Source organism: Klebsiella sp. B345 (genome assembly GCF_051131735.1).
Lineage (GTDB): Bacteria > Pseudomonadota > Gammaproteobacteria > Enterobacterales > Enterobacteriaceae > Klebsiella.
In genome coordinates, this window is the sequence record NZ_CP180443.1 from 2,674,879 (window position 1) to 2,696,491 (window position 21,613).

Sequence of the window (21,613 nt, forward strand, 5' to 3'; positions counted from 1 at the left end):
GCCGGCCCAGGTCCGGGCGCCCCTCAGCCACACTGGCCGTGATTACAGAAACATCCCGCCGGAGACTTCCACGCGTTGGGCGTTCATCCATCCCAGGTCATCGCTCAACAGCGCGGCAATAGCATCACCAATATCATCCGGTAAACCGACCCGTCCGAGGGCGGTCTGCGCCGCAATATGCTGATTAAGCTGCGCATTATCACGTACCGCACCGCCGCCAAAATCGGTCTCTATCGCGCCAGGAGCAATAATGTTCACTGAAATACCGCGCGCCCCCAACTCCTTCGCCTGATAGCGGGTCAGCACCTCCATCGCCCCTTTCATCGCGGCATAGGCGGAATAACCCGGCAGGGCAAAGCGAGCCAGCCCGCTCGACACATTGAGGATGCGTCCTTTATCCGCGATCAGCGGCAGCAGGCGCTGGGTCAGGAAGAACGGGCCTTTAAACTGGATATTCATCAACTCATCAAACTGCGCTTCGCTGGTCTCGGCAAAGGGGACGTTTAACCCTATACCGGCGTTGTTCAATAAATAATCAAAGGTATCACGCTGCCAGCGCTGCTCCAGCACATCCGCCACATTTTGCGCAAAGCTTTCGAAGCTCGCCGTATCGCCGACATTTAGCGCTAATGCTGCCGCTTTCACTCCTTTTAGTTCAATTTCCTGCACCACTTCCAGCGCAGCCTGCTGGTTACTGTGGTAAGTGAGAATAATGTCGGTTCCCTTCGCTGCCAGCTTCAGCGCTGCATTTTTTCCCAGTCCACGGCTGCCACCGGTCACTAAAGCAATACGTTGTGTCATCAGAAAACCCCTTCTCAGTTACGTTTGTCTGGTAACAGAGCTTATTAGCTGCAAGTAAATCAATAAATACGCTAGATTACGTTTTACTGTTTCAATTACGACAACAATCAGGTCTCGGTATGGATAAAATTCACGCAATGCAGCTGTTCATTCGGGTGGCAGAACTGGAGAGTTTTTCCCGCGCCGCCGATACCCTGAGCCTGCCGAAAGGCAGCGTTTCGCGCCAGATTCAGGCGCTGGAAAACCACCTCGGCGTCCGCCTGCTGCACCGCACTACCCGCCGGGTACAGCTCACACAGGATGGTATGGTCTACTACGAACGCGCCAAAGACCTGCTGAGTAATCTCGACGAACTGGACGGCATGTTTCAGCACGATCCCTCCAGCATCAGCGGCCGCCTGCGGGTGGATATGCCGGTTGGGGTGGCCAAAAAACTAATTATTCCGCGCCTGCCGGCGTTTTTGCAGCAGTATCCGGGGATTGAGCTGGAGCTCAGCAGTAGCGACCGACTGGTGGACGTGATTCGCGAAGGTTTTGATTGCGTGGTGCGCGTCGGCACGCTGAAAGATTCTGGCCTGGTTGCCCGTCCGCTGGGCAAGCTGACGCAAATTAACTGCGCCAGCCCGCAATACTTATCGCGCTTCGGTTACCCGACCACGCTCGAGGATCTGGCCGATCATGCCCTGATCCACTATGCGAGCACTCCTGGCGCACGGCCGCTGGGGTTTGAAGTGGTGGGTGACGGCCTGGTCCGCTGGGTGAAAACCGGCGGGGTGCTCACCGTCAACAGCACCGAAACTTATCAGGCCGCCTGTCTGGCAGGTCTGGGGATTATTCAGGTTCCGCGCACCGGCGTGCGTGAGACGCTACGCACCGGCGAGATGATTGAAATTCTGCCGCAGTATCGCGCAGAGCCGTTGCAGGTGTCCCTGATCTACCCTCACCGCCGCAACCTTTCCCGGCGGGTGCATCTGTTTATGGAGTGGCTGGGGGGAGTCATGAAAGAGTACGTCGATTAAGCGCCACAGCGCTTTATGCTGTAGTCTGCGGTGCCGGATTGGGTGCAAGGCAAGCCCCTCGCAGGTTTTACGTATATAATTTTGTAGAACCTCGTTGTAAAAAAAGGAAGAAATAACGAATGACACCGGAAAACGACAGTAAACGCCCACCCCAGGAGCCGGGCCAGTCGCCAGAAAAAAGCAAAAGTAAGCTGGCCGCCATCAACGATTCCGCCGTGGCACAGAAGGCCAATCAGGCGTTGAAGAGCGTAACCGGGACCGCCGGGAAAGTGCAGCGCAACCCGATTATTGCGCACCTGCTGCGTGCGGCCGAACGCTTCAATGACCGCATGGGCAACCAGTTCGGTGCGGCCATCACCTACTTCTCGTTCTTGTCGATGATCCCCATTCTGATGGTCTCCTTCGCCGCTGCCGGTTTTGTTCTGGCCTGGCACCCGACGCTGCTGCAGGATATTTTCGATAAAATTCTGCTCAACGTCAGCGATCCCACCCTGGCGGCAACCCTGAAAAACACCATTAATACCGCCGTACAGCAGCGTACCGCCGTCGGACTGGTCGGTCTGCTGGTGGCGCTGTACTCCGGGATCAACTGGATGGGTAACCTCCGTGAGGCCATTCGCGCCCAGTCGCGCGACGTGTGGGAGCGCACGCCGCAGGACCAGGAAAAAATTTGGGTGAAATACTTCCGTGATTTTATCTCGCTGATTGGCCTGCTGGTGGCGTTGGTCGTCACTCTGTCGATCACCTCCGTGGCCGGTTCAGCGCAGCAGATGATTATCTCGGCGCTGTATCTCGATTATATCGAGTGGTTAAAACCAGCCTGGCGGCTGATCGGCCTCGCCATTTCTATCTTCGCTAACTATCTGCTGTTTTTCTGGATCTTCTGGCGTCTGCCGCGCCACCGCCCGCGGCGTAAAGCGCTGATTCGCGGCACACTGATTGCTGCCATCGGCTTTGAGATCATCAAGATGATCATGACCTGGACGCTGCCTGCCCTCGTGAAATCGCCGTCCGGCGCGGCATTTGGTTCGGTGCTGGGACTGATGGCCTTCTTCTATTTCTTCGCCCGCCTGACGTTGTTCTGCGCGGCCTGGATTGCCACCGCCGAGTACAAAGACGACCGGCGGATGCCGGGAAAAACTCACGATTAGCGATACCATCGGACTGAGTAAAGACGCAAAATTCAGTCCGATTCATCATTTCAGCAGATAAATCCAACGTGTAACTTTTATTTAACTTAAAACTGGTTTTATCTGCTATTTTTTTATTTATGTTAAGTGTTTCATAGAAGTTATTTTTCTGGTGTAAAAATTATCCGCTTTTTGCCTGTTTTTTAGCCTCCGGCAGGCTCTGTTACAGATTGAAATGTCCCTTTTGCTGTGGCTATATGACCTTTCGTCCGCAAAAAATAAGAAAGATTTATGCAAGCCACAGCCACCACACTCGACAACTCGCAGGAAACCGCACCGGTTAACTCGCGCAACAAGGTCGTCGTCGCGTCACTCATCGGTACCGCCATTGAGTTCTTCGACTTCTATATCTATGCCACCGCCGCGGTGATCGTATTCCCGCACATTTTCTTCCCGCAAGGCGATCCTGCTGCCGCGACGCTCCAGTCGCTGGCAACATTCGCCATTGCCTTCGTCGCACGTCCGATTGGTTCCGCGCTGTTCGGCCACTTCGGCGATCGCGTCGGGCGTAAAGTCACGCTGGTGGCCTCTCTGCTGACCATGGGGATTTCCACGGTCATTATCGGCCTGCTGCCTGGCTACGAGAGCATTGGTATTCTGGCACCGATGCTGCTGGCGCTGGCGCGCTTTGGTCAGGGTCTGGGCCTCGGTGGTGAGTGGGGAGGCGCTGCGCTGCTGGCGACCGAAAACGCCCCGCCGCGTAAACGTGCGCTGTACGGTTCTTTCCCACAGCTGGGTGCACCTATCGGCTTCTTCTTTGCCAATGGCACCTTCCTGCTGCTCTCCTGGCTGCTGACCGACCAGCAGTTTATGGAATGGGGCTGGCGCGTGCCGTTTATCTTCTCCGCCGTGCTGGTCATTATTGGGCTGTATGTCCGTGTTTCGCTGCATGAAACGCCGGTCTTCGCCAAAATTGCCGCGGCGAAGAAACAGGTCAAAATTCCGCTGGGTACCCTGCTGACCAAGCATGTGCGCGTGACCGTGCTGGGCACCTTCATCATGCTGGCCACCTACACCCTGTTCTATATCATGACCGTCTATTCCATGACGTTCAGCACCGGCGCGGCGCCGGTCGGCCTTGGCCTGCCGCGTAATGAAGTGCTGTGGATGTTGATGATGGCGGTGATTGGTTTCGGCGTAATGGTGCCGGTTGCCGGCCTTCTGGCGGATGCGTTTGGTCGTCGTAAGAGCATGATCGTCATTACCTCGATGATTATCCTCTTCGCGCTGTTCGCCTTTAAACCGCTGCTGGGTTCCGGCGAACCGATCCTCGTCTTTGCCTTCCTGCTGCTGGGCTTAAGCCTGATGGGGCTGACGTTTGGCCCGATGGGCGCCCTGCTGCCGGAGTTGTTCCCGACTGAAGTCCGCTACACCGGTGCCTCGTTCTCCTATAACGTGTCGTCGATTCTCGGCGCCTCCGTTGCACCGTACATTGCGGCCTGGCTGCAGGGTCACTACGGTCTGGCGGCGGTGGGCATCTACCTGGCGGCGATGGCCGGGTTGACGCTGATCGCGTTGCTGTTAACCCACGAAACGCGCCACCAGTCACTGTAATCACCTGCTGCCCGGCGCATGTCGTCGGGCAGCACATTCTCACTCCTGCTCACTTCTGCCCCCGTTGATCCCCACTTTCGCTGCGATTGCCTGTACCTCACGTTGATGAAAAACCCTGTCTGGAACGCCATATTGCACTGACAAATGCGTTTTTCGTCACATTACGCGCGTCAGGTCAAAAAAATAATGGAACATTGTTTTAATATAATTGACCATAAAAACGGCACAGCGCACACTAGCGTTAAATTCGATTCCATCTCAGGTCATGACTATGTCTAAAAAAATTGCCGTCATTGGCGAATGTATGATTGAGCTGTCAGAGAAACACGCGGCGGTAAACCGCGGATTTGGCGGCGATACCTTAAACACTTCGGTCTATATGGCGCGTCAGACCGATGCCAGCGATCTCGCCGTACACTATGTGACCGCGTTAGGTACGGATGCATTCAGCCAGCAGATGCTGGACGCCTGGCAGCAGGAGAACGTGCAGACTGGCCTGATTCAGCGCATGGCTGACCGCCTGCCGGGGCTGTACTACATCGAAACCGACGATACCGGCGAGCGCACCTTTTACTACTGGCGCAACGAAGCCGCCGCGAAATTCTGGCTGGAGAGCGAGCACTCTGCCGCCATCTGTGAAGAGCTGGCAACCTTTGATTACCTCTATCTCAGCGGGATCAGCCTGGCGATCCTCAGCCCGACCAGCCGTGAAAAACTGCTGACCCTGCTGTGCGAATGCCGCGCTAACGGTGGCAAGGTCATTTTTGACAACAACTACCGTCCGCGTCTGTGGGCCAGCAAGAAAGAGACACAGCAGGTCTACCAACAAATGCTGACCTGCACCGATATCGCCTTCCTGACGCTGGATGATGAAGATGCGTTGTGGGGTGAAAAGCCGGTTGATGAAGTGATTGCCCGGACGCAGGCCGCAGGCGTGAGTGAAGTCGTGGTAAAACGCGGGGCGGATTCCTGCCTGGTGGCCGTTGCGGGTCAACCACTGCTGGACGTACCGGCCGTGAAGCTGCCAAAAGAGCAGGTAGTGGATACCACAGCGGCCGGGGACTCCTTCAGTGCCGGTTATCTGGCGGTACGCCTGACCGGTGGCGATGCCGAGTCAGCCGCCAGACGTGGGCACCTGACCGCCAGCACGGTGATTCAGTATCGTGGGGCGATTATCCCGCGTGAAGCGATGCCGCTGTAACTTACCGTCGTGAATGGCGCGATTCGGGGAGATTCCCCGGTCGCGCTACGCTGACCGGAGCTATCTGTGATGTTGCAGGTGGCCCGGGAAAGCTCCCGGGCCTGCGGAGACATTACTGTGCAGGTGGAATATCCGTGACCTCGCTATGCGCTTCCCCGGCGCTGTCCGCGCTGGTTGCCGCAGCCGGAGGCGGCATCATCAACCGTTCCCACGTCGCTTTCAGATCCTTCATATCGTATTCCGGTTCGCCCTGCGGCTGCTGTAATACCAGCGCCATATCCTGCGACAGCTGCTGTCGCAGATACTGGTTCAGCATGTCGACGGTCAGCGAATCAAGGAACTCCTGACGCAGTTTCTGATACTGCTCCGGCGCGATATCGACCACCTGATTTTGCAGCGAACGCGTACGTTGGCTAATCAGGATATCGGTGTCGGTACGCGCATAGGTAGCAAACAGTTTCTGCAGCTCCAGATTTTTCTGGGCGATCAGGGCATCAAACTCTTCTTCCGGCAGGCCGTTATCACGGACCTTCGCCAGCTCACGGGAGACCGCGCTCAGGTTAGCGTTGAGTTTATTGCCCGGCGATTCGATATTGATGGCGCACTGCGCGCGCTGATAGAGCACCCGGCAGTCGAAACCAAGGTTCACATCTTTGACGTTGCCACGACTCAGGCTCTGCTGAACATGCCAGAACAACGCCTCACGCGCCAGGTCATCGCGCCAGTAGCGTTGCAGCGCAACCGAATCACGGATCGGCTGCCACGGTGAATCCCACATGATCGACAGCTTATCCTGACGCACCGAGTTGCTCATGATACTAACCGGTGTCGTCGGCAACGGCGCCAGCGTCGGCACCGCCGCCGGCGTTTCGCGCTTGCCCTGCAGCTCACCGAAGGTTTTATTGATTTGCTCCGCCACGCTGCGGCTATCGACGTTCCCCACCACAATCAGCGTCATGGCGTCCGGGGTGTACCACTTCTTATAAAACGCCTTCAGCTGCGCCGTATCGACGGGCTGTTTCAGCGGCGCGGCCGGGTCATGGCCGAGCATTGTGGAGCCTTTCAGGCGATAGCGCCACCAGCCATCTTTGGTGTCAAGCGGCCAGGTCGCCACCATATCATCACCCTGCAGGGCGTGATTCACCGATTCCGGCGTGATCACCAGTTTACCGCTGGCATCGGAGAGCCAGTTTAACGCCTCTTTGAGCAGGTCGTTTCGGTTGTTTGGCAGGCTGAGATTAAACATGGTGTAGCTGTACGAGACCAGCGCCGGCGGCATAGGACGGTTAGGATCGATGCTTTGCTGCCACAACGAGCGCGCCTGCATAGTCGGCAGACTACCGCTCTGTGTCAACGCCAGCCGCGGGATAAAGCGGGTGAAGCCGCTCTGCTGAGTGCTTTCACTCAGCGAGCCAATATTCACGAACAGACGGACTTCAATACGATCGCTGGGACGCTGCGGAGTGGCTAAAACCTGCCACTGGAGTCCGTTGGCGAGAGTCCCCTGTTGCCAGGCCGGGTCCGGCTGGAGCGCTTCTGCTTGCACATAACCGGCCGCTGCCATCATCAGCAAACCACCCGTTAACAGTCGAATTTTTGTGCCCTGCATGTGAACCCCTGATGAACATTCCTGGTTACAAAAGCAACCCGCTCGCGGGCCGCCAAAAAGAGAGTGAGCAAAGTACGTCGTTTAGACCACGTGGAGATGAAAATGTCACACGGAGACGTAAAATAAACATAAGGCATCGTCCCCCGCTGCCGGGGAAGGATGCCTAATTATGCGCAGGAGCCCGGAGTCCAGCAAGGACAACGGGCTTAACAGGAGGATTTAAGAGGATAATTCGTGCGATTTGTTCGCTGGCGTGCGGTTATTCAGGACATCATCCAGCTGTTGGGTGTCCAGCTCTTTGACCCATTTTGCCACCACAACTGTTGCAACACCGTTACCCACCAGGTTGGTCAGCGCACGCGCTTCTGACATAAAGCGGTCAATCCCAAGAATCAGCGCCAGACCGGCAACCGGTAAATGGCCCACCGCCGAAATCGTCGCCGCCAGTACGATAAAGCCACTTCCCGTCACGCCCGCGGCCCCTTTAGAGGAGAGCAGCAGCACCACCAGCAGGGTGATTTGATGGAAGATATCCATATGGCTGTTGGTCGCCTGGGCAATAAAGACCGCCGCCATCGTCAGATAGATCGACGTACCATCAAGGTTAAAGGAGTAGCCGGTTGGAATGACCAGGCCGACCACCGATTTACGACAGCCCAGCTTTTCCATTTTATCCAGCATGCGCGGCAATGCCGATTCCGACGACGAAGTCCCGAGAACAATCAGCAGTTCTTCGCGGATATAGCGGATAAATTTGAAGATGCTGAAGCCGGTTATCCGGGCGATAGAACCCAGTACCACCACCACAAAGAGAATACAGGTGATGTAGAAACAGATGATCAGCTGCCCCAGTTGCACCAGGGAGCCCACGCCATATTTACCGATGGTAAAGGCCATCGCCCCGAAGGCACCGATCGGCGCCAGGCGCATGATCATATTGATGATGCCAAAGATCACCTGAGAGAAGCTCTCAATGACGTTAAAAATGAGCTGACCCTTGCTGCCGAGGCGGTGCAACGCAAAGCCGAACAGCACCGCAAACATCAGCACCTGCAGGATGTTCCCACTGGCAAACGCGCCAATCACGCTGCCGGGAATGATATCCAGCAGGAAGGCGACAATCCCCTGTTCTTTGGCCTGCTCGGCGTAGACCGCCACAGCATGTGCATCGAGCGTAGCCGGGTCGACGTTCATCCCCGCGCCGGGTTGCACAACGTTAACAATGATCAGCCCGATAATCAGCGCGATGGTACTCACTACTTCAAAGTAGAGCAGCGCCACCGCACCGGTGCGGCCAACGGCCTTCATGCTTTCCATCCCGGCAATCCCTGTCACGACCGTACAGAAGATAACCGGGGCGATCACCATTTTAATCAGTTTAACGAAGGCGTCGCCAAGGGGTTTCATCTGCGCGCCAAGTTCCGGGTAGAAATGGCCCAGCAGAATACCGATCGCGATGGCAGACAAAACCTGCACATAGAGGCTTTTGAACAGAGAGGTTTTCATAGGGTGTCCTTAGGTATAACCACAGACATTGAGGGGTCATATGGCGTCTGTGGCCTAAAAGTAACACCAAGGAAACATTTCAGAAATAACTAACCGCAATAATGCAACGGAATTGTTAAAAACTTTGAACTGACACGCACAAGTTTACTCTGGTTTTACAAACTTGCACCCTCTTCACGCTGGTGGAGATACAGTCCGATAAACGCATCTTGCGCTACCGCATCGCCGGAAAGTTGCCCCTGAACGACATCGACACCGGATGCCTGCAACCAAAGATACTGCTCCTGCTTTTCGACCCCTTCGGCGACAATGTGCAGATTCAGGCCGCGCGCCAGCTGGATAATTGCCGGGACCATGCTGGTGTCCTCGGGCAACATATCAATAAATACCTTATCGATTTTCAGAATGTCGACAGGCAGCGATTTCAGGTGCTGAAGCTGACGCAGCCCGGCGTACCCCATACCAAAATCATCCATCGCAATACGCACGCCGGCATCACGCAGCGGGCGCAGCAGCGAAACCACCATCTGTGGGTCATCCAGACGACGGCTGTCGGTAATCTCGAGGATCAGCGTACCCGGCGCAATACGGTAGCGTTCGAGTAACGTCAGCATTTCGGCGCCACGGTCGTGATGCAGCAGCTGGAGGAGCGAGACGCTCACCGACAGCGGCAACATCATGCCCGCACTTTGCCACGAGGCGAGCTGGCGACAGGCGGCTTCCAGCACCCAATAGCCCACCGGCACCGTCAGGCCGCAGGCGTCGATGCGCTCAAGCAGGCCTGGCGGCAGCGACCAGCTGCCATCGGCCTGATGCTGGCGCAACAGCACTTTCGCCCCGCAGACCTCGCCGCTGGCGGTATTCACCTGCGGCTGAAGCCAGATAGCAAATTGATGGTTATCCAGTGCCGCCAGGATATCGTGCTCTTCCATTAGCCGGCGCTGGGCTTTTTCCATCTGGGCGGGATCGAAAAACTCAATCTGGTTTTTCCCTTTATGGCGCGCGGCAACCGCGGCGGAAAATGCCCGGCGGTAGAGTTGCTCCGCCGTCAGTTCGCCATTGAACATCGCAATCCCTACGCTGGCACAAGGACGCAGCTGGATACCGTGCAGCGGCAGCCGTTCATTGATAACAGTGAGCACTTGCTTACTTAATGTCACCGCATGCCAGGGCTCGCTCATTCCCTGGGCCAGAATCGCAAAGTCATACCCGCTGATTTGGGTCAGCACCATCCGCGGCGGGATAATACCGCGCAGTTTTTCCACCAGCGTCAGCAGCAGGATCTCGCGCTGGGTCTCTTTCAGCACTCCAGCCGTGTCCTGCAGGGTTTCACAGGCAATCACCAGCAGGGCTGAGGTTTGCGGTCGGGCCACCGTCTGCTCAAGTAGCGCCATCAAGAAGGCTTTATTGGGCAGGTCGGACACCGGGAAACGGGTGGATTGCAATGCCAGCTCGTCGTGTTGACGCAGCAGGGTTTGCTGGTTGCGGTTATAGCTGCGCACCAGCAGGCCCAGCTCATCATCATGGTGCAGTCGCGGCAGCGTTAACTGATGCCCCAGCCGGTCCTGCTGCGAGACTTCATTGAGTTCGCGCGCTATTTTACGCAGCGGGCGCACCATCAGCCGGTTGATACACCATGTAATAGCGACCGTCAGGATAAGCACCAAAAGGAAGTAAGCGGTCACTAACGTAGAAAGCACGCTCATGATGAATTTGTAGGTCTGCCAGGAATCAGCCTGCAGCACCAGGTAGGCAATCGGCTGTGGGTTAGCCGGTCTTTCCAGCGAATAGACCGGGAGCGATATCTGAATCGGCAGCTCGAAAATACGGGTGATGGTCACCGGCACCGGGCGTTCGGGGATAAAGCGCATCCGCAGCGCCTGGAATTGATTCGGCAACACCACATCGGCCCGGCTGACAATGCCAGCAGGCTGAATACGGCTGAGGATGGTTTCCGCTTCCGGAATATCCCCCTTCAGGATGGCCGAAGACAGCGGTTCGCGAACCGCACGAGCGATACTTTCTAAGTGCGTGGCCGTCGAAAAGCGATTCTGTTGCACAAAGTGAAACAGTAAAATAGAGCAGAAGACCAATACAAATGCCATGGACACGCCCGCGACCATCGCCATTTGTTTAATTGTAAGTGAACGGCTGACGCGCAACTGGGTTCTCCACTGATACCTGACACATACCCGGTTTAGATCCATCAAACCGGTCTTTTTCAGGCTGATTATATACTCAAATTGTTGGTTTACGCCCGCCAGCCTGTAGCCCGGTCAGCGTAGCGCCGCCGGGGGAACGAACACCCCACGTAGCCGAAGACGGACGAAGTGTGACGAGTATACGCGAACGGACGGGTGGAGTGACGTCCGAAAGCGTAATTCAGGCGAATCTGTTACCAGTCAGCATAGGGAACAAGCGGCTGCGGCGGCATGTCCATATCGCCCTGCCAGCCGGCCGCCGAGTAGCGGACGTAGAGTAACGCATGGCTCGGGGTATAATCTTTCGCCTGCTGGATATCCACCGCCGCGCCGACAAACCAGTTTCCGGTGACCCGACGCTCAACCAACGCCCGGGCGGTATAACCAAAGCCCTGGCTGCTGCTGCCTTCTTCCGTCAGCTGACTGGCGTCAGCACGGTATTCTGAGGGGATCAAATTCAACAACGGATAGCGCGCCTGGGTTTTGGTCCGTGAATGCGACCACGAGACTGAACCACCCAGCTCCCATGACCAGTTTTCCGTACGCTGACGCCAGGTCACCGGCACCGCGAACGAGATATACTCCTGCGGACTGTAGTAACCGCCTTGCCCCAGGGTATAACCGCTCAGGTCCTTGTCGTAGTGCCAGAGCATATTGTTCAGGCCTACCGTGACGCGGCGATTGTCTTCATTGATAACTTTATAGTAATAGCCGGTCATCCAGCGCACGCGCCAGTTATCCTCGACATTTTTGCCCGTGAGCTGATCGACGCCCAGCGAAGACCAGACTCCGTTGGCTTCACCTTTGTCGTAGCTCAGGCTAACGCCACCGCCGTCAGCACGCACGCCGCCCCAGGTTGTCCCGGTATGGCTGCTGCTGTCTTTCTGTCCGCCAAAGGCCAACAGCGAGCTGGAAATCGGTCGACGATGCATATTGACGGTATAGCCGATCGGCCCGAGGTCGTTGCTGTAGCTCAGTCCACCCACGACATCGACGACGTTAAAGCCCATCGGCGTGGTGCCAATATCGCCGCTCCAGGTATCGTTCTTCCAGCCCACCGCAATACTGGCCCCGCCGTCGCTCTGGTTCTTACTGCCGCTGGTACAGGCAATTTCGCCACAGGTCCCCCAGCTCGGCGAGTAGCTGCCGTCGCTGTTAGTGGAGAAACTCCCGGCGTCCATATTGACGAGGTCGGTACGGAAGAACATTCGCCCGTCGGCAAGCGGCGCATCCACGTGCAACATGGTGGTGTGCGCTTTCAAATCGGAATAGCCGCCGGTACCGCTGGAGCCCCAATAGTCATGCTCCAGGGTCACGTTGAGATCCTGCTGACGATAGAGATCGGCAGCGTCGCTGCGAACCCCACGTTTCAGCCAGTCATCGCTGCTGTCGTTGCGAGTTAAGCGGGTAAAGGTGTCGTTATCCTGCGGGCGGACAGGCGTCACGCCCGCGGCCACCATCGCATCTTTGTAACTTTCCAGTGCCTGCTGCGGTTCGCCGTTTTCCGTCTGGAAACGGGCCGCATCACGCAGCACCAACGCACTGTCCATCGACGGCGGCTGGGATTTCGCCTGCGGGATAATGCGCTCAAAAATCTGCTGCGCCTGGGCGGTATCACCAAATCCGGCCGTTGCCAGGGCAATCCGCCGCTGCATATTGAGGGAGTCGGTTTCGTCGTCCTTCAGCTTGCTGACCTGCGCGCGAGCGGCATTTTTATCGCCCTCGGCAAGATACACTTCCGCCAGCCCCAGACGCGCATCGCCGTTGTCCGGCTCTTTACCCAGGGCATCATTGTAGCGGGCGATCGCCGTCTGGTTGTCGCCACGCTGCTGCGCCCAGTCCGCCAAGGTCAGATCGTAACGGACCAGCGGCGGTTGCTGTTTGATCAGGGCAATTGCCTGCGCTTCCTGGCCGCTATCACGCAGCTGGTTGGCCTGGCGAATCACTTTGTCACTTTGCAGACGCGCATCCAGCTCCCGGATATTATCCGTCCATTGACTCTGCGGCAGCGCGTTAATCTGCGCCAGCGCCCTGTCATCCTGATTATTACCGGATAAATAGAGTCCGTAGGCATAGACGCGGTCGGCATCGCCAGGTTTACGGTTGACCATATCGCGCATCAGCGTATCGGCTTCCGTCTGCTGGCCTGCGCTGACTAGATCGCGAGACAGGCGGTAGGTGATCCACACGCTGTCCGGGTCAAGCGCCAGACGTCGGCGCTGAACTTCCGCCGCCTGCGCCCAGTTCCCTTTGCTCTCCAGGGCTTCGGCTTGTTTTTCTAACCGTTCATTGGCCAGGCTGCGTTCAATATCGTCGATGCTGCGGCGCTGGCTCGGCGACAGCGTGGCAATATAGGCGCTGGCTTTTTCCGGCGATTCGGTTCGATAGAGGTTAGCCAGTCCGCGGACCGCCAGGCTGTTACCGCGATCCATCCGCAGGGTGCGCTGATAATAGCGCTCCGCCGCGGCCGTATCTTTGCGCGCTGCCGCTACATCGCCGAGTCCAAGAACCGCATAGCTATCGGTATTGTCTACCCGCTGCGCCTGTGCATAGGCGTTTTGCGCCTGATCCAGTTGCCCGGCTTTCAGCGCGTTATCGCCCTGCTTGATCAACAGCCAGTAGCGGTTGGTCTGGAGCAGGCTGTCCCATTTATCGCGACTCGGACTTTTGGGATCCATCGCGATCGCTTTGTTAAGCTGTGCGACGGCCCGGGCTCTGTCACCACGCTGCGAATAGGCCTGACCCAGCGCCCCCACCGCGTCGCTGTCCCTGGCATCGGCCCGGACGGCCTGTTGTAAACTGGCAATGGCCTGCGCCGGGTTGTCGTTTTTCACCGCCGCCAGCCCTTCGGATCGTTCGCGGAACGTCGGATCCTGGAGCTGTGCCTGCTGCTGAGCCAGCAGTACCCGGGCATTTGCTGCCGATTCGCCGGTTTCGAACAGCGTCAGAAAACGCTGCAGCTCCTGTACGCTGCCCTTGCTGACCGGCATGTCCTTGATTTCGCTGAGCCACATATCCGCCGCGGTACCGCGACCGGCGGCCGAGCGCGACATCTGCTCTAAATAGGCAAACCCTTCCGCCGGCTTGTTGTCGGCAAACATCTGTTTGGCGAGCACGGCCTGAAGATCGGGGTTGCCAGGCGCGCTGGCATCCAGTTTTTTCAACTGCGCGACCGCTTCTGTATGACGGGCCGGAAGCCGTGCCACCAACGCCCAGTATTCGATCGCCAGTGATTGATCGGGCGGCACGCCGCCGAACAATTTGTCAAAAGCGGCAATGCCCTCTTCCACCCGCCCTGATACCCCTAGCAGGCGGGCTTGCTGTAGCTCCTGACGCCCGTCACTGGTGCTAAGGCTCATCTCGCTACGCGATGATTTCAGCTCCGCGGAGTCCGGGGCCACCTTCGCTAATTTTTCGAGCTGTTTTTTCGCGCCGGGGGTGTCGCCCTGACGCAACAGATAACGCATGTGCGCAGCCACATAGGCGGGATTATTCGGGTCAATCAGCTCCAGCCGGTATAAGGATTGCTTCACCAGATCTTCACGATGGCTCGCTTCACCCAGCCGGACCTGCTCCAGCAGATGTTCCTGGGCGGGCGTTATCGCCGCCTGTACCGCTGGCAGCAGCACGATGCCCAACGACAGCGTGATAACATTTAGTCTGAACTTGCGCATTCCTTGTTCCAGTCAGGTCGTAATTCGCCTTCCACAGAGAAGCGAAAACGATGTTGATCCCATCCCTGGCCAAAAAGAGTCAGGACCGCATTATAGTAGGCATCTGCACCGGGATAGTGGTCTGCGACGCGTTGGCGTTGCACGGCCCGGATGTCATCATTTTGCAGGAACGGCAGCAGCGACGCCGAGAAGCCAACCGGGCCGTTGCCGGTGGTTTTCCCGGTAGCAATATTCACTTTTTCCGGCGGTACGCCGAGGTGAATCGTCTGAGCTTCCATCGGCGCAAAGCGGGACAGCAGCTGTGCTTTCTGTTTATCGCCGTCATCCAGCATCCCGGCCCATAAATAGACCCGAATCGCGTCATAGCTGCCAATAATCGGTTTGTCGGCTTTCAGCTGCCAGCCTTTGCCTTTTTCATAACGCACCCAGTCAGGGGAGAAACCTTTCGGCGCCGTCTCCAGCAGCAAACGTAAGTTGCTGTCGCGCAGCGCCGGCCACGGGGCGTCAAAACGGGCAAAGTAGCTGGCCAGCTGTGGCGGAAGATAGCTGGGGTTAAAGCGCCAGCCTTTATCGTCAGCAAAGCCGACTTTTCCCGGCAGCACCATCGGGCCCAGCCCTGGTACCTCCACCACTTCTTCATCGGCGATACGGGACAGCAGCGCCTTGCCCACTTCCGTGTACTGCGGCACCTGCCACAAACGCCCTGCCTCCAGTAGCGACCAGGCTATCCATAAATCGGAGTCAGAGGCCGAGTTGCTGTCCAGTAACGTCCACTGCTCCTCGCTTTTCTTACCCCACAGCCAGCCCGGCAGATGCGCACGCAGGTCGCCCTCTGCCAGGTTGTTCTGCGTCCACTGAAAGAGCGTATCGAAGCTCTTACGATCGTTGGCCGCCAGCGCAAAGAACAGCGCATAGCTTTGCCCTTCAGAGGTCGTTATTTTCCGGGCATCGCTGGGATCAACCACCCGTCCTTCGGCGGTCACGAAATCCTTCTTAAACTGATCCCAGGCCGGCCACTGGCAAGCGGCATTCACCTGCGCCGCCGCCAGCATTAACACCGACATGATTGCTCCACGTACTGCTTTCATCATGGTTTACTCGTCATCAAGATGGAGGCGACGACGGCTGACAATACGCAGCATCCGCCACAGCACCCACGCCAGCAGCACGATACTCACGGCCGCCAGAATCGCCAGCAGCACCGGATGGCTCGACAGCGCAAACCAGATGCGCTCAAACCACGGCAGGTGGCCGACATAGTAAATATCGCCCACGCGCAGGCTATTGACGCCCGATTCACGAATCACCGCGGCGGAACCAAACATCGCCGCCCGCTTACCGGTATCGTTCAGGGCGCCGTTCAGCAGTTCGTTACCACGCGCACTATCCGCCAGCAGCGCTATCACGCTACGTTGATCATAGTACGGCGACTGGAAGCTGATAATGGCCGCCATCGGTCCGGAAGAGGTGATATCCGTACGGGTGTTCGGCGTTCTGGCTTCGTCATCCGGGTAAATGCTCGGCAGGTCGTAGTGACGCATCGGCATTTTCACCCAGCTTTTGGTCGCTTCGACCAGCAGGTTAATTTTACTTTCGTCTTTCAGCTCGGCTGGAATCGCGCCAATCAACAGCAGATCGGCATCTTTGTCCTTAATCTTGCTGCCATCATCGGTAACCTGCATGTTGATCGCGGCGAGGCCCGTCTGGGCGCCAATCCCACCAACAGAGCTCAGCAGCGTCGCCACCTGACCCTCGGTCGGGGCTTTTGGTACCACGATCAGAGTGTCTGCGAGATCGGCCATCCGGCTATACGGGAAGCCGGCGTTGGCAAAGACGCGCAGGTCCGGCATCGCGATAAAGTGGTAATACTTCGAGAAGTCGATCGTCGAGTCATCACCAATCACCACGTGGTTACTCACCGGCTGGAAGGTAATACAGTTATCGATAGAGCCACCCGGCATCGGGTTCATGTACTGGAAATCAAAGCGCAGCTGGTTCATCGCGCCCAGGCGCAGCGCCGGGATCGTCATTTCTGACTTGCCGTCCAGCAGCCCTTGCAGCACCGGCAGGCGCAATATCAGTTTACTCACTTCCTGGGTGCTGCTGAGGCTGAACGATTGCAGGAACTGGTCGTTGAGGCTGACATCCATGCGCGAACTGTCTTTGATCGGCGGCATGGTGTAGCGATAGTTCAGATTCATATCAATGCCGTTGGCGCGCAGCAGATAGAGATCCGGCGGCAAATTCAACGCCACGTTAATGGAGTCCGGCACCAGACCGCTGGACTGCAGCTGCTGCTCATAGGTTTTCAGCTCGCCAAAGGTCACTTTACGATCAGTACGTACCCAGTTCGGCGCATCGTACGGTTTACGCTCCTGCAACTGTTTGACGCCATCGACTTCAACGCTGCTGCCACGGAACAGAATATTGCCCTGGGCGATGCCCTTGGCCGCCAGCAGCAGGTCTTTATCATCGCGCCCGAAGACCACCAGCAGTTTGACGTAAGGGTTATTCGGGTGGTCGATCATTTCGATGGTCGGCGCCTTCACCGGCGGATGCTCACGCAGGAAGTCCGGGCGCTTGTCGTTGGTGGCAAACACGATGGCGTTGCGTTCCGGCAGCTGGTTAAACAGCACCGGGAAGTTCTGACCACGCCAGCCGGTTTTGCTACCAAACCATGAGGCCACAATCGCCGCCGCATGCTGCTGCTGCGCATCCGGCGAGGAGGCAAAGACCATCGGCAGGGTCAGCGGGCGGTTGTCACGCGGATCGTAGAACGGGACCGGGAAGTGGGACAGGTCATTGCGCACCGCCAGGGCCTGGTAGGTCAGATCGAGATTACTGTTACGCCCGACGTCCAGCCACAACGTGCTGCTGGCCGGGTTTTCACAGACATCGCGATAATGGCCAACAAACTCCAGCCGCACGCGGTTAAAGTCGGTGATATACAGCGGGTCGATTGGGATCTGCGCGTTGATTTTTTTACCCAACTGCTCTTTGGTGACCGGAAGGACGCCCATCAGCTCATCGTTGAGGTACACCTTCAGCTGCGACTGCACCGGCAGTAACGAAGGCGACGGCGTGTAGTCGAGATTAAGCACCGCTTTTGTCACCACTTCATCACTGCGCATGCCAAATTCAACAGAACCGTCAGGGTGCGCGCCGCGCAGTACCATGCTGCCCGGAGCCGGGGCGATAGTGGCAAATGACAGCTTCACGTCGCGGCTTGGCACGTTTTCCACTACCACCGGTGCGCCAGCAGGATCAACCACAGTGGCCGTCGGTTGACCGTCAGCGACAACTGGCGCGGGGATTGCCAGCGGATCCGTCGCCGTAGCGGCCGGCGCTGCTGGCGTTACCGGAACGGCAGGGGCCGCCGGTGTCGGGGCTGCCGCAATCGCGGTCGTGGGTTCCGAAAAAGTTGCTAAGGGATACCAGCCAGCTATTCCCACCGCTACTGCACAAATTAAAGAGAGTTTTCTTTTCATCGCATTATCATCATTGTTGAGCCATTTCTGGTTCTGAAGTGAGTATCGCTGCGGCGCGTTCAGGCCGGCGAGGAACAAACGAAACTATCCAGGCAACCAGCATGGTGAGCGAGCGGAAAATAACCTTCACCGACGGCGGTGAGAACTCCGCCAGGTGACGATATCCACGGAACCCCAGTTTCAGGATATCCAGCAGGCTTTCCATCGGTTTATCTTCCGGGAAGCTATCCTGCCAAAGCGCCCACGTATCAGCGCGGGCAAACGTACACTGTACAAAATCAATATGTTGTTGATTGGTCAACGGCATTAACTGCAAACCAACCTCACTGCCATTTACGCGCGCGACCCGTACCGGGAAGGCATACTCCTGTTGCCCGCGCTTCAGCAGCAGCTTCACCTGCTGCCCTTCCAGCACCTGCGCCTTACCGTGAATTTTGATCCCCAGTCCGCCATCAGAATAGTCATGAACAGTACAGGAGAACAGATGACCATCTTCGCGAGCAATCGCTGCCGGCATACTCATTTCCACGCGGTGCGAGCGTCGAACCTGCTTACTCTCTACCGATACCGCCACAGCGCCACCGAGGATAATCAAGTTGTAGAACACCCAGACAATACTGACCCAGACGGTGAGAACTTCGTTTTCCGGGCCGTAGAAATGGCGCCAGATCCCCGCGGCAACCCCCACCAGGTTCAGCAGAACCAGGTAGATATAGGGCCGCGAGATCACCCAGTCGACATATTCGTCTTCGACCAGTCCGCCCTTCGCCGTCACGTTGAACTTGCCTTTATGTGGGTTAATCAGTGCGACAAAGGTCGGCGGCGCGATATACCAGGCCAGCGTGGTTTCGTAGATTTCACTCCAGAAAGAGTGGCGATATTTGCCCTGGATCTTCGAGTTCGTCAGGCTCGCGTGAATCATATGCGGCAGGACGAACAGCGCGATCATCAATGCCGGGGCATAGATGATGTAGGCGTGCAGCAGGAGAAATGCCAGCGGGGCTATCAGGAAGATCAACCGCGGAATACCAGACAGGAAGTGCATCATCGCATTGACATAACAAATCCGCTGCGCGAACTTCAGCCCCTTACCAAACAACGGGTTATCAAGACGGAAGATCTGCACCATCCCGCGCGCCCAGCGAATACGCTGGCCGATATGCGCCGACAAACTTTCGGTTGCCAGCCCGGCGGCCTGTGGAATACGCATATAGGCCGAAGTGTAACCGCGACGGTGCAGACGCAGGGAGGTGTGAGCATCTTCGGTGACCGTCTCAACGGCGATGCCGCCAATTTCATCCAGTGGACCGCGACGAATCACCGCACAGGAGCCGCAGAAGAAGGTGGCGTCCCACATATCGTTACCATCCTGCACCAGACCGTAAAACAGCGTGCCTTCGTTTGGCGTTTTACGGAATCGACCGAGGTTACGTTCAAACGGGTCCGGGGAGAAGAAGTGGTGCGGTGTCTGCATCATCGCCAGCTCTTTCTCCTTCAGGAACCAGCCCATGGTCATCTGCAGGAAGGAGCGCGTCGGTACGTGGTCACAGTCAAAAATGGAGACGAATTCGCCTTTGGCGTATTTCAGGGCATTGTTGATGTTCCCGGCCTTCGCATGTTCATGGGTAGTACGGGCGATATAGTGCACCCCGACATCTTTGGCGAACTGACGAAACTCTTCACGACCACCATCATCGAGGATCCAGATGTTGACCTTATCTTTCGGCCAGTCGATACCCTGCGACGCATAGATGGTGTTTTTCACCACGTTAAGGTCTTCGTTGTACGTCGGCACGAAGATATCCACAGTTGGCCAGTCGGCCATATCTTTTGGCAGCGGCACCGGTTGGCGATTGAGCGGCCAGACAACCTGGAAATAGCCCAGCACCAGCACCAGCCAGGCATAGGTTTCAGCAAACAGCAGTACCAGTCCGCACACCAGACTGACCGGATCGTTCCAGTTCAACGTCGAGGTATAGCGCCACCAGATATAACGGCAGGAGACGGTCAGTGAGAGGACAATCAGCATCAGAGCGGAAAAACGCCCCGGAATACGGCGTACCAGCAGCGCCACGCCCCACAACAGCAGCAGGAAGATAAACTGCGACAGCGGGTTAAACGGCTGCGTGATACAGAGCAGAGCCAGTATCAGCGAGAAGACCACCACCACGCCGAGGATAGCCTTACGCAGCTTCGGATTCAGGTGTGCCAGCTCTTTCTGTTTATTCAGGTGACTGGTACGGGTGTTGACCCGTTCCGGGAGCGTCTCCATCCATTGCGTATAGCGCCCGTGAACGCCTTCGAGGGCGACAAAGGTCCGCCAGTTTGCCTTTTTCTCAGGTTCCGGAACCCGCGTCACCAGCAGCCACAGAGACTGCAACAGATAACGTAGCGGATCCAACAGACGCGGGCGATGGGGATTAATATGCGGGAAATAGTCGCGATGGTTATTCAGAATGGCCTGCCAGCGTGGGGTTTCCAGCGGCATCAGCGCCCAGACGATTGACGCCCACAGGCAGCCCATCGCCGCAGACAGCCACGAGGCGCCGTGCTGACGATAATCACGGTAGCGTTCGCTCAGTCGTTCCGCCACCGGAGGCGCCAGCAACAAGGCGCTCAGGCGTATCATGGTGCCTCCACGCGGGAATAGTGCAGTAAACACCAGCTGGCAAGGGTCAGTATCTCTTCTGCAGCCAGGGAATCCTGGCGATATTCACCGAGCGGCTGCTTCGCCGCCAGGCACTCCGCCATCGCCTCATCACGATGAATGGTGATGGGCAGAATACGGCGCTGGCTCTCCAGCCACAGCTGGTATAAATCCTCCTGCAGCTGGCTACCAACACGCAGATCGTTGATCAGCACATCGCCGTTGACCGGGAGCGCCTGCTGGTGCAAGCGAATATGGCAATTGCCATCGGGATGTACCACCACCAGCGTGCGGTCGCAGGCGCTAATCAACGCGCTGGACAGCGAAGAATACCCCTCGGGTAAATCCAACAACACCCAGCGATGGTCGCCCTGCTGCACCATTTTTTCGACGATGTCGGCGATCGGTTCCAGCGTCGGATAGAGCGAATCGACATGCTCTCTCTCACCGGGGGTGAGCTGACCAAACGGCAGAATATCAATATGCGAGGTATAGCGAATACCGGCATCACGCCAGTCACGCCCGTCAAGCAATGAACGCGCCCAGCCATCCTGATGGGATGCCTCGACGTTAAAGAAAAAACGCAGCATATTGTCCGGGCTGGCATCGACCACCAGAACCGTTTCACCAAGGAGCTGTAGCGCCCAGGCCAGCGCGGCGGTAATCGACGTGGTGCCCACGCCACCGCGTATACCCTGTAATCCTAGAATAGCCATCGGCAGC

13 protein-coding genes are annotated in these 21,613 nt (G+C 57.2%); 4 read left to right on the forward strand and 9 right to left on the reverse strand.

From position 1 onward, the window contains the following. Nucleotides 1–42: 42 nt before the first annotated feature. The gene (locus tag ACMYSO_RS12660) at nucleotides 43–801 is read right to left on the reverse strand and encodes an SDR family NAD(P)-dependent oxidoreductase (RefSeq protein ID WP_434665024.1); all 759 of its coding nucleotides are present in this window, start codon (nucleotides 799–801) and stop codon (nucleotides 43–45) included. A gap of 119 nt (nucleotides 802–920) precedes the next feature. Between ACMYSO_RS12660 and ACMYSO_RS12665 the strand changes: the two genes are divergently transcribed. The 4 genes from ACMYSO_RS12665 to ACMYSO_RS12680 all read left to right on the forward strand — a co-directional run bounded on the left by ACMYSO_RS12665 (nucleotide 921) and on the right by ACMYSO_RS12680 (nucleotide 5,765). Then, nucleotides 921–1,820: a LysR family transcriptional regulator gene (locus tag ACMYSO_RS12665; protein WP_434665027.1), complete on the forward strand. Its 900-nt coding sequence runs from the start codon at nucleotides 921–923 to the stop codon at nucleotides 1,818–1,820. A 119-nt stretch (nucleotides 1,821–1,939) separates the two neighbouring features. Beyond that, a complete protein-coding gene (gene yhjD / locus ACMYSO_RS12670) occupies nucleotides 1,940–2,971 on the forward strand; it encodes an inner membrane protein YhjD (RefSeq protein WP_434582617.1) in 1,032 nt (343 codons plus the stop codon). A 270-nt stretch (nucleotides 2,972–3,241) separates the two neighbouring features. After that, on the forward strand, nucleotides 3,242–4,564 hold the full coding sequence (locus ACMYSO_RS12675) for an MFS transporter (RefSeq protein ID WP_434665030.1): 1,323 nt from the start codon (nucleotides 3,242–3,244) through the stop codon (nucleotides 4,562–4,564). 271 nt (nucleotides 4,565–4,835) lie between these two features. Further along, nucleotides 4,836–5,765, forward strand: a complete 930-nt coding sequence (locus ACMYSO_RS12680) for a sugar kinase (RefSeq protein ID WP_434665033.1) — start codon at nucleotides 4,836–4,838, stop codon at nucleotides 5,763–5,765. Between the two features lie 112 nt (nucleotides 5,766–5,877). Here the strand turns inward: ACMYSO_RS12680 and ACMYSO_RS12685 are convergent, their stop codons facing one another. The 8 genes from ACMYSO_RS12685 to bcsQ all read right to left on the reverse strand — a co-directional run bounded on the left by ACMYSO_RS12685 (nucleotide 5,878) and on the right by bcsQ (nucleotide 21,606). Next, entirely contained in the window at nucleotides 5,878–7,374 is a 1,497-nt protein-coding gene (locus ACMYSO_RS12685) for a M16 family metallopeptidase (protein WP_434665035.1), read from the reverse strand. Between the two features lie 219 nt (nucleotides 7,375–7,593). Continuing rightward, nucleotides 7,594–8,880: a dicarboxylate/amino acid:cation symporter gene (locus ACMYSO_RS12690; RefSeq protein ID WP_154144294.1), complete on the reverse strand. Its 1,287-nt coding sequence runs from the start codon at nucleotides 8,878–8,880 to the stop codon at nucleotides 7,594–7,596. Between the two features lie 155 nt (nucleotides 8,881–9,035). Further along, nucleotides 9,036–11,042, reverse strand: coding sequence for a sensor domain-containing phosphodiesterase (locus tag ACMYSO_RS12695; protein WP_434665038.1), 2,007 nt, complete (start codon nucleotides 11,040–11,042; stop codon nucleotides 9,036–9,038). A gap of 233 nt (nucleotides 11,043–11,275) precedes the next feature. Then, nucleotides 11,276–14,755: a cellulose synthase complex outer membrane protein BcsC gene (gene bcsC / locus ACMYSO_RS12700; RefSeq protein ID WP_434665040.1), complete on the reverse strand. Its 3,480-nt coding sequence runs from the start codon at nucleotides 14,753–14,755 to the stop codon at nucleotides 11,276–11,278. Beyond that, nucleotides 14,737–15,846, reverse strand: a complete 1,110-nt coding sequence (gene bcsZ, locus ACMYSO_RS12705) for a cellulose synthase complex periplasmic endoglucanase BcsZ (protein WP_434582612.1) — start codon at nucleotides 15,844–15,846, stop codon at nucleotides 14,737–14,739. Before bcsZ ends, bcsC begins: the two co-directional genes overlap by 19 nt. 3 nt (nucleotides 15,847–15,849) lie before the next feature. Then, a complete protein-coding gene (gene bcsB, locus ACMYSO_RS12710; protein WP_434665042.1) occupies nucleotides 15,850–18,243 on the reverse strand; it encodes a cellulose biosynthesis cyclic di-GMP-binding regulatory protein BcsB in 2,394 nt (797 codons plus the stop codon). Nucleotides 18,244–18,253: 10 nt separating this feature from the next. After that, a complete protein-coding gene (bcsA, locus tag ACMYSO_RS12715; protein ID WP_434665044.1) occupies nucleotides 18,254–20,872 on the reverse strand; it encodes a UDP-forming cellulose synthase catalytic subunit in 2,619 nt (872 codons plus the stop codon). Beyond that, nucleotides 20,869–21,606, reverse strand: coding sequence for a cellulose biosynthesis protein BcsQ (gene bcsQ, locus ACMYSO_RS12720; protein ID WP_434665047.1), 738 nt, complete (start codon nucleotides 21,604–21,606; stop codon nucleotides 20,869–20,871). Before bcsQ ends, bcsA begins: the two co-directional genes overlap by 4 nt. Between the last annotated feature and the right edge of the window lie 7 nt (nucleotides 21,607–21,613).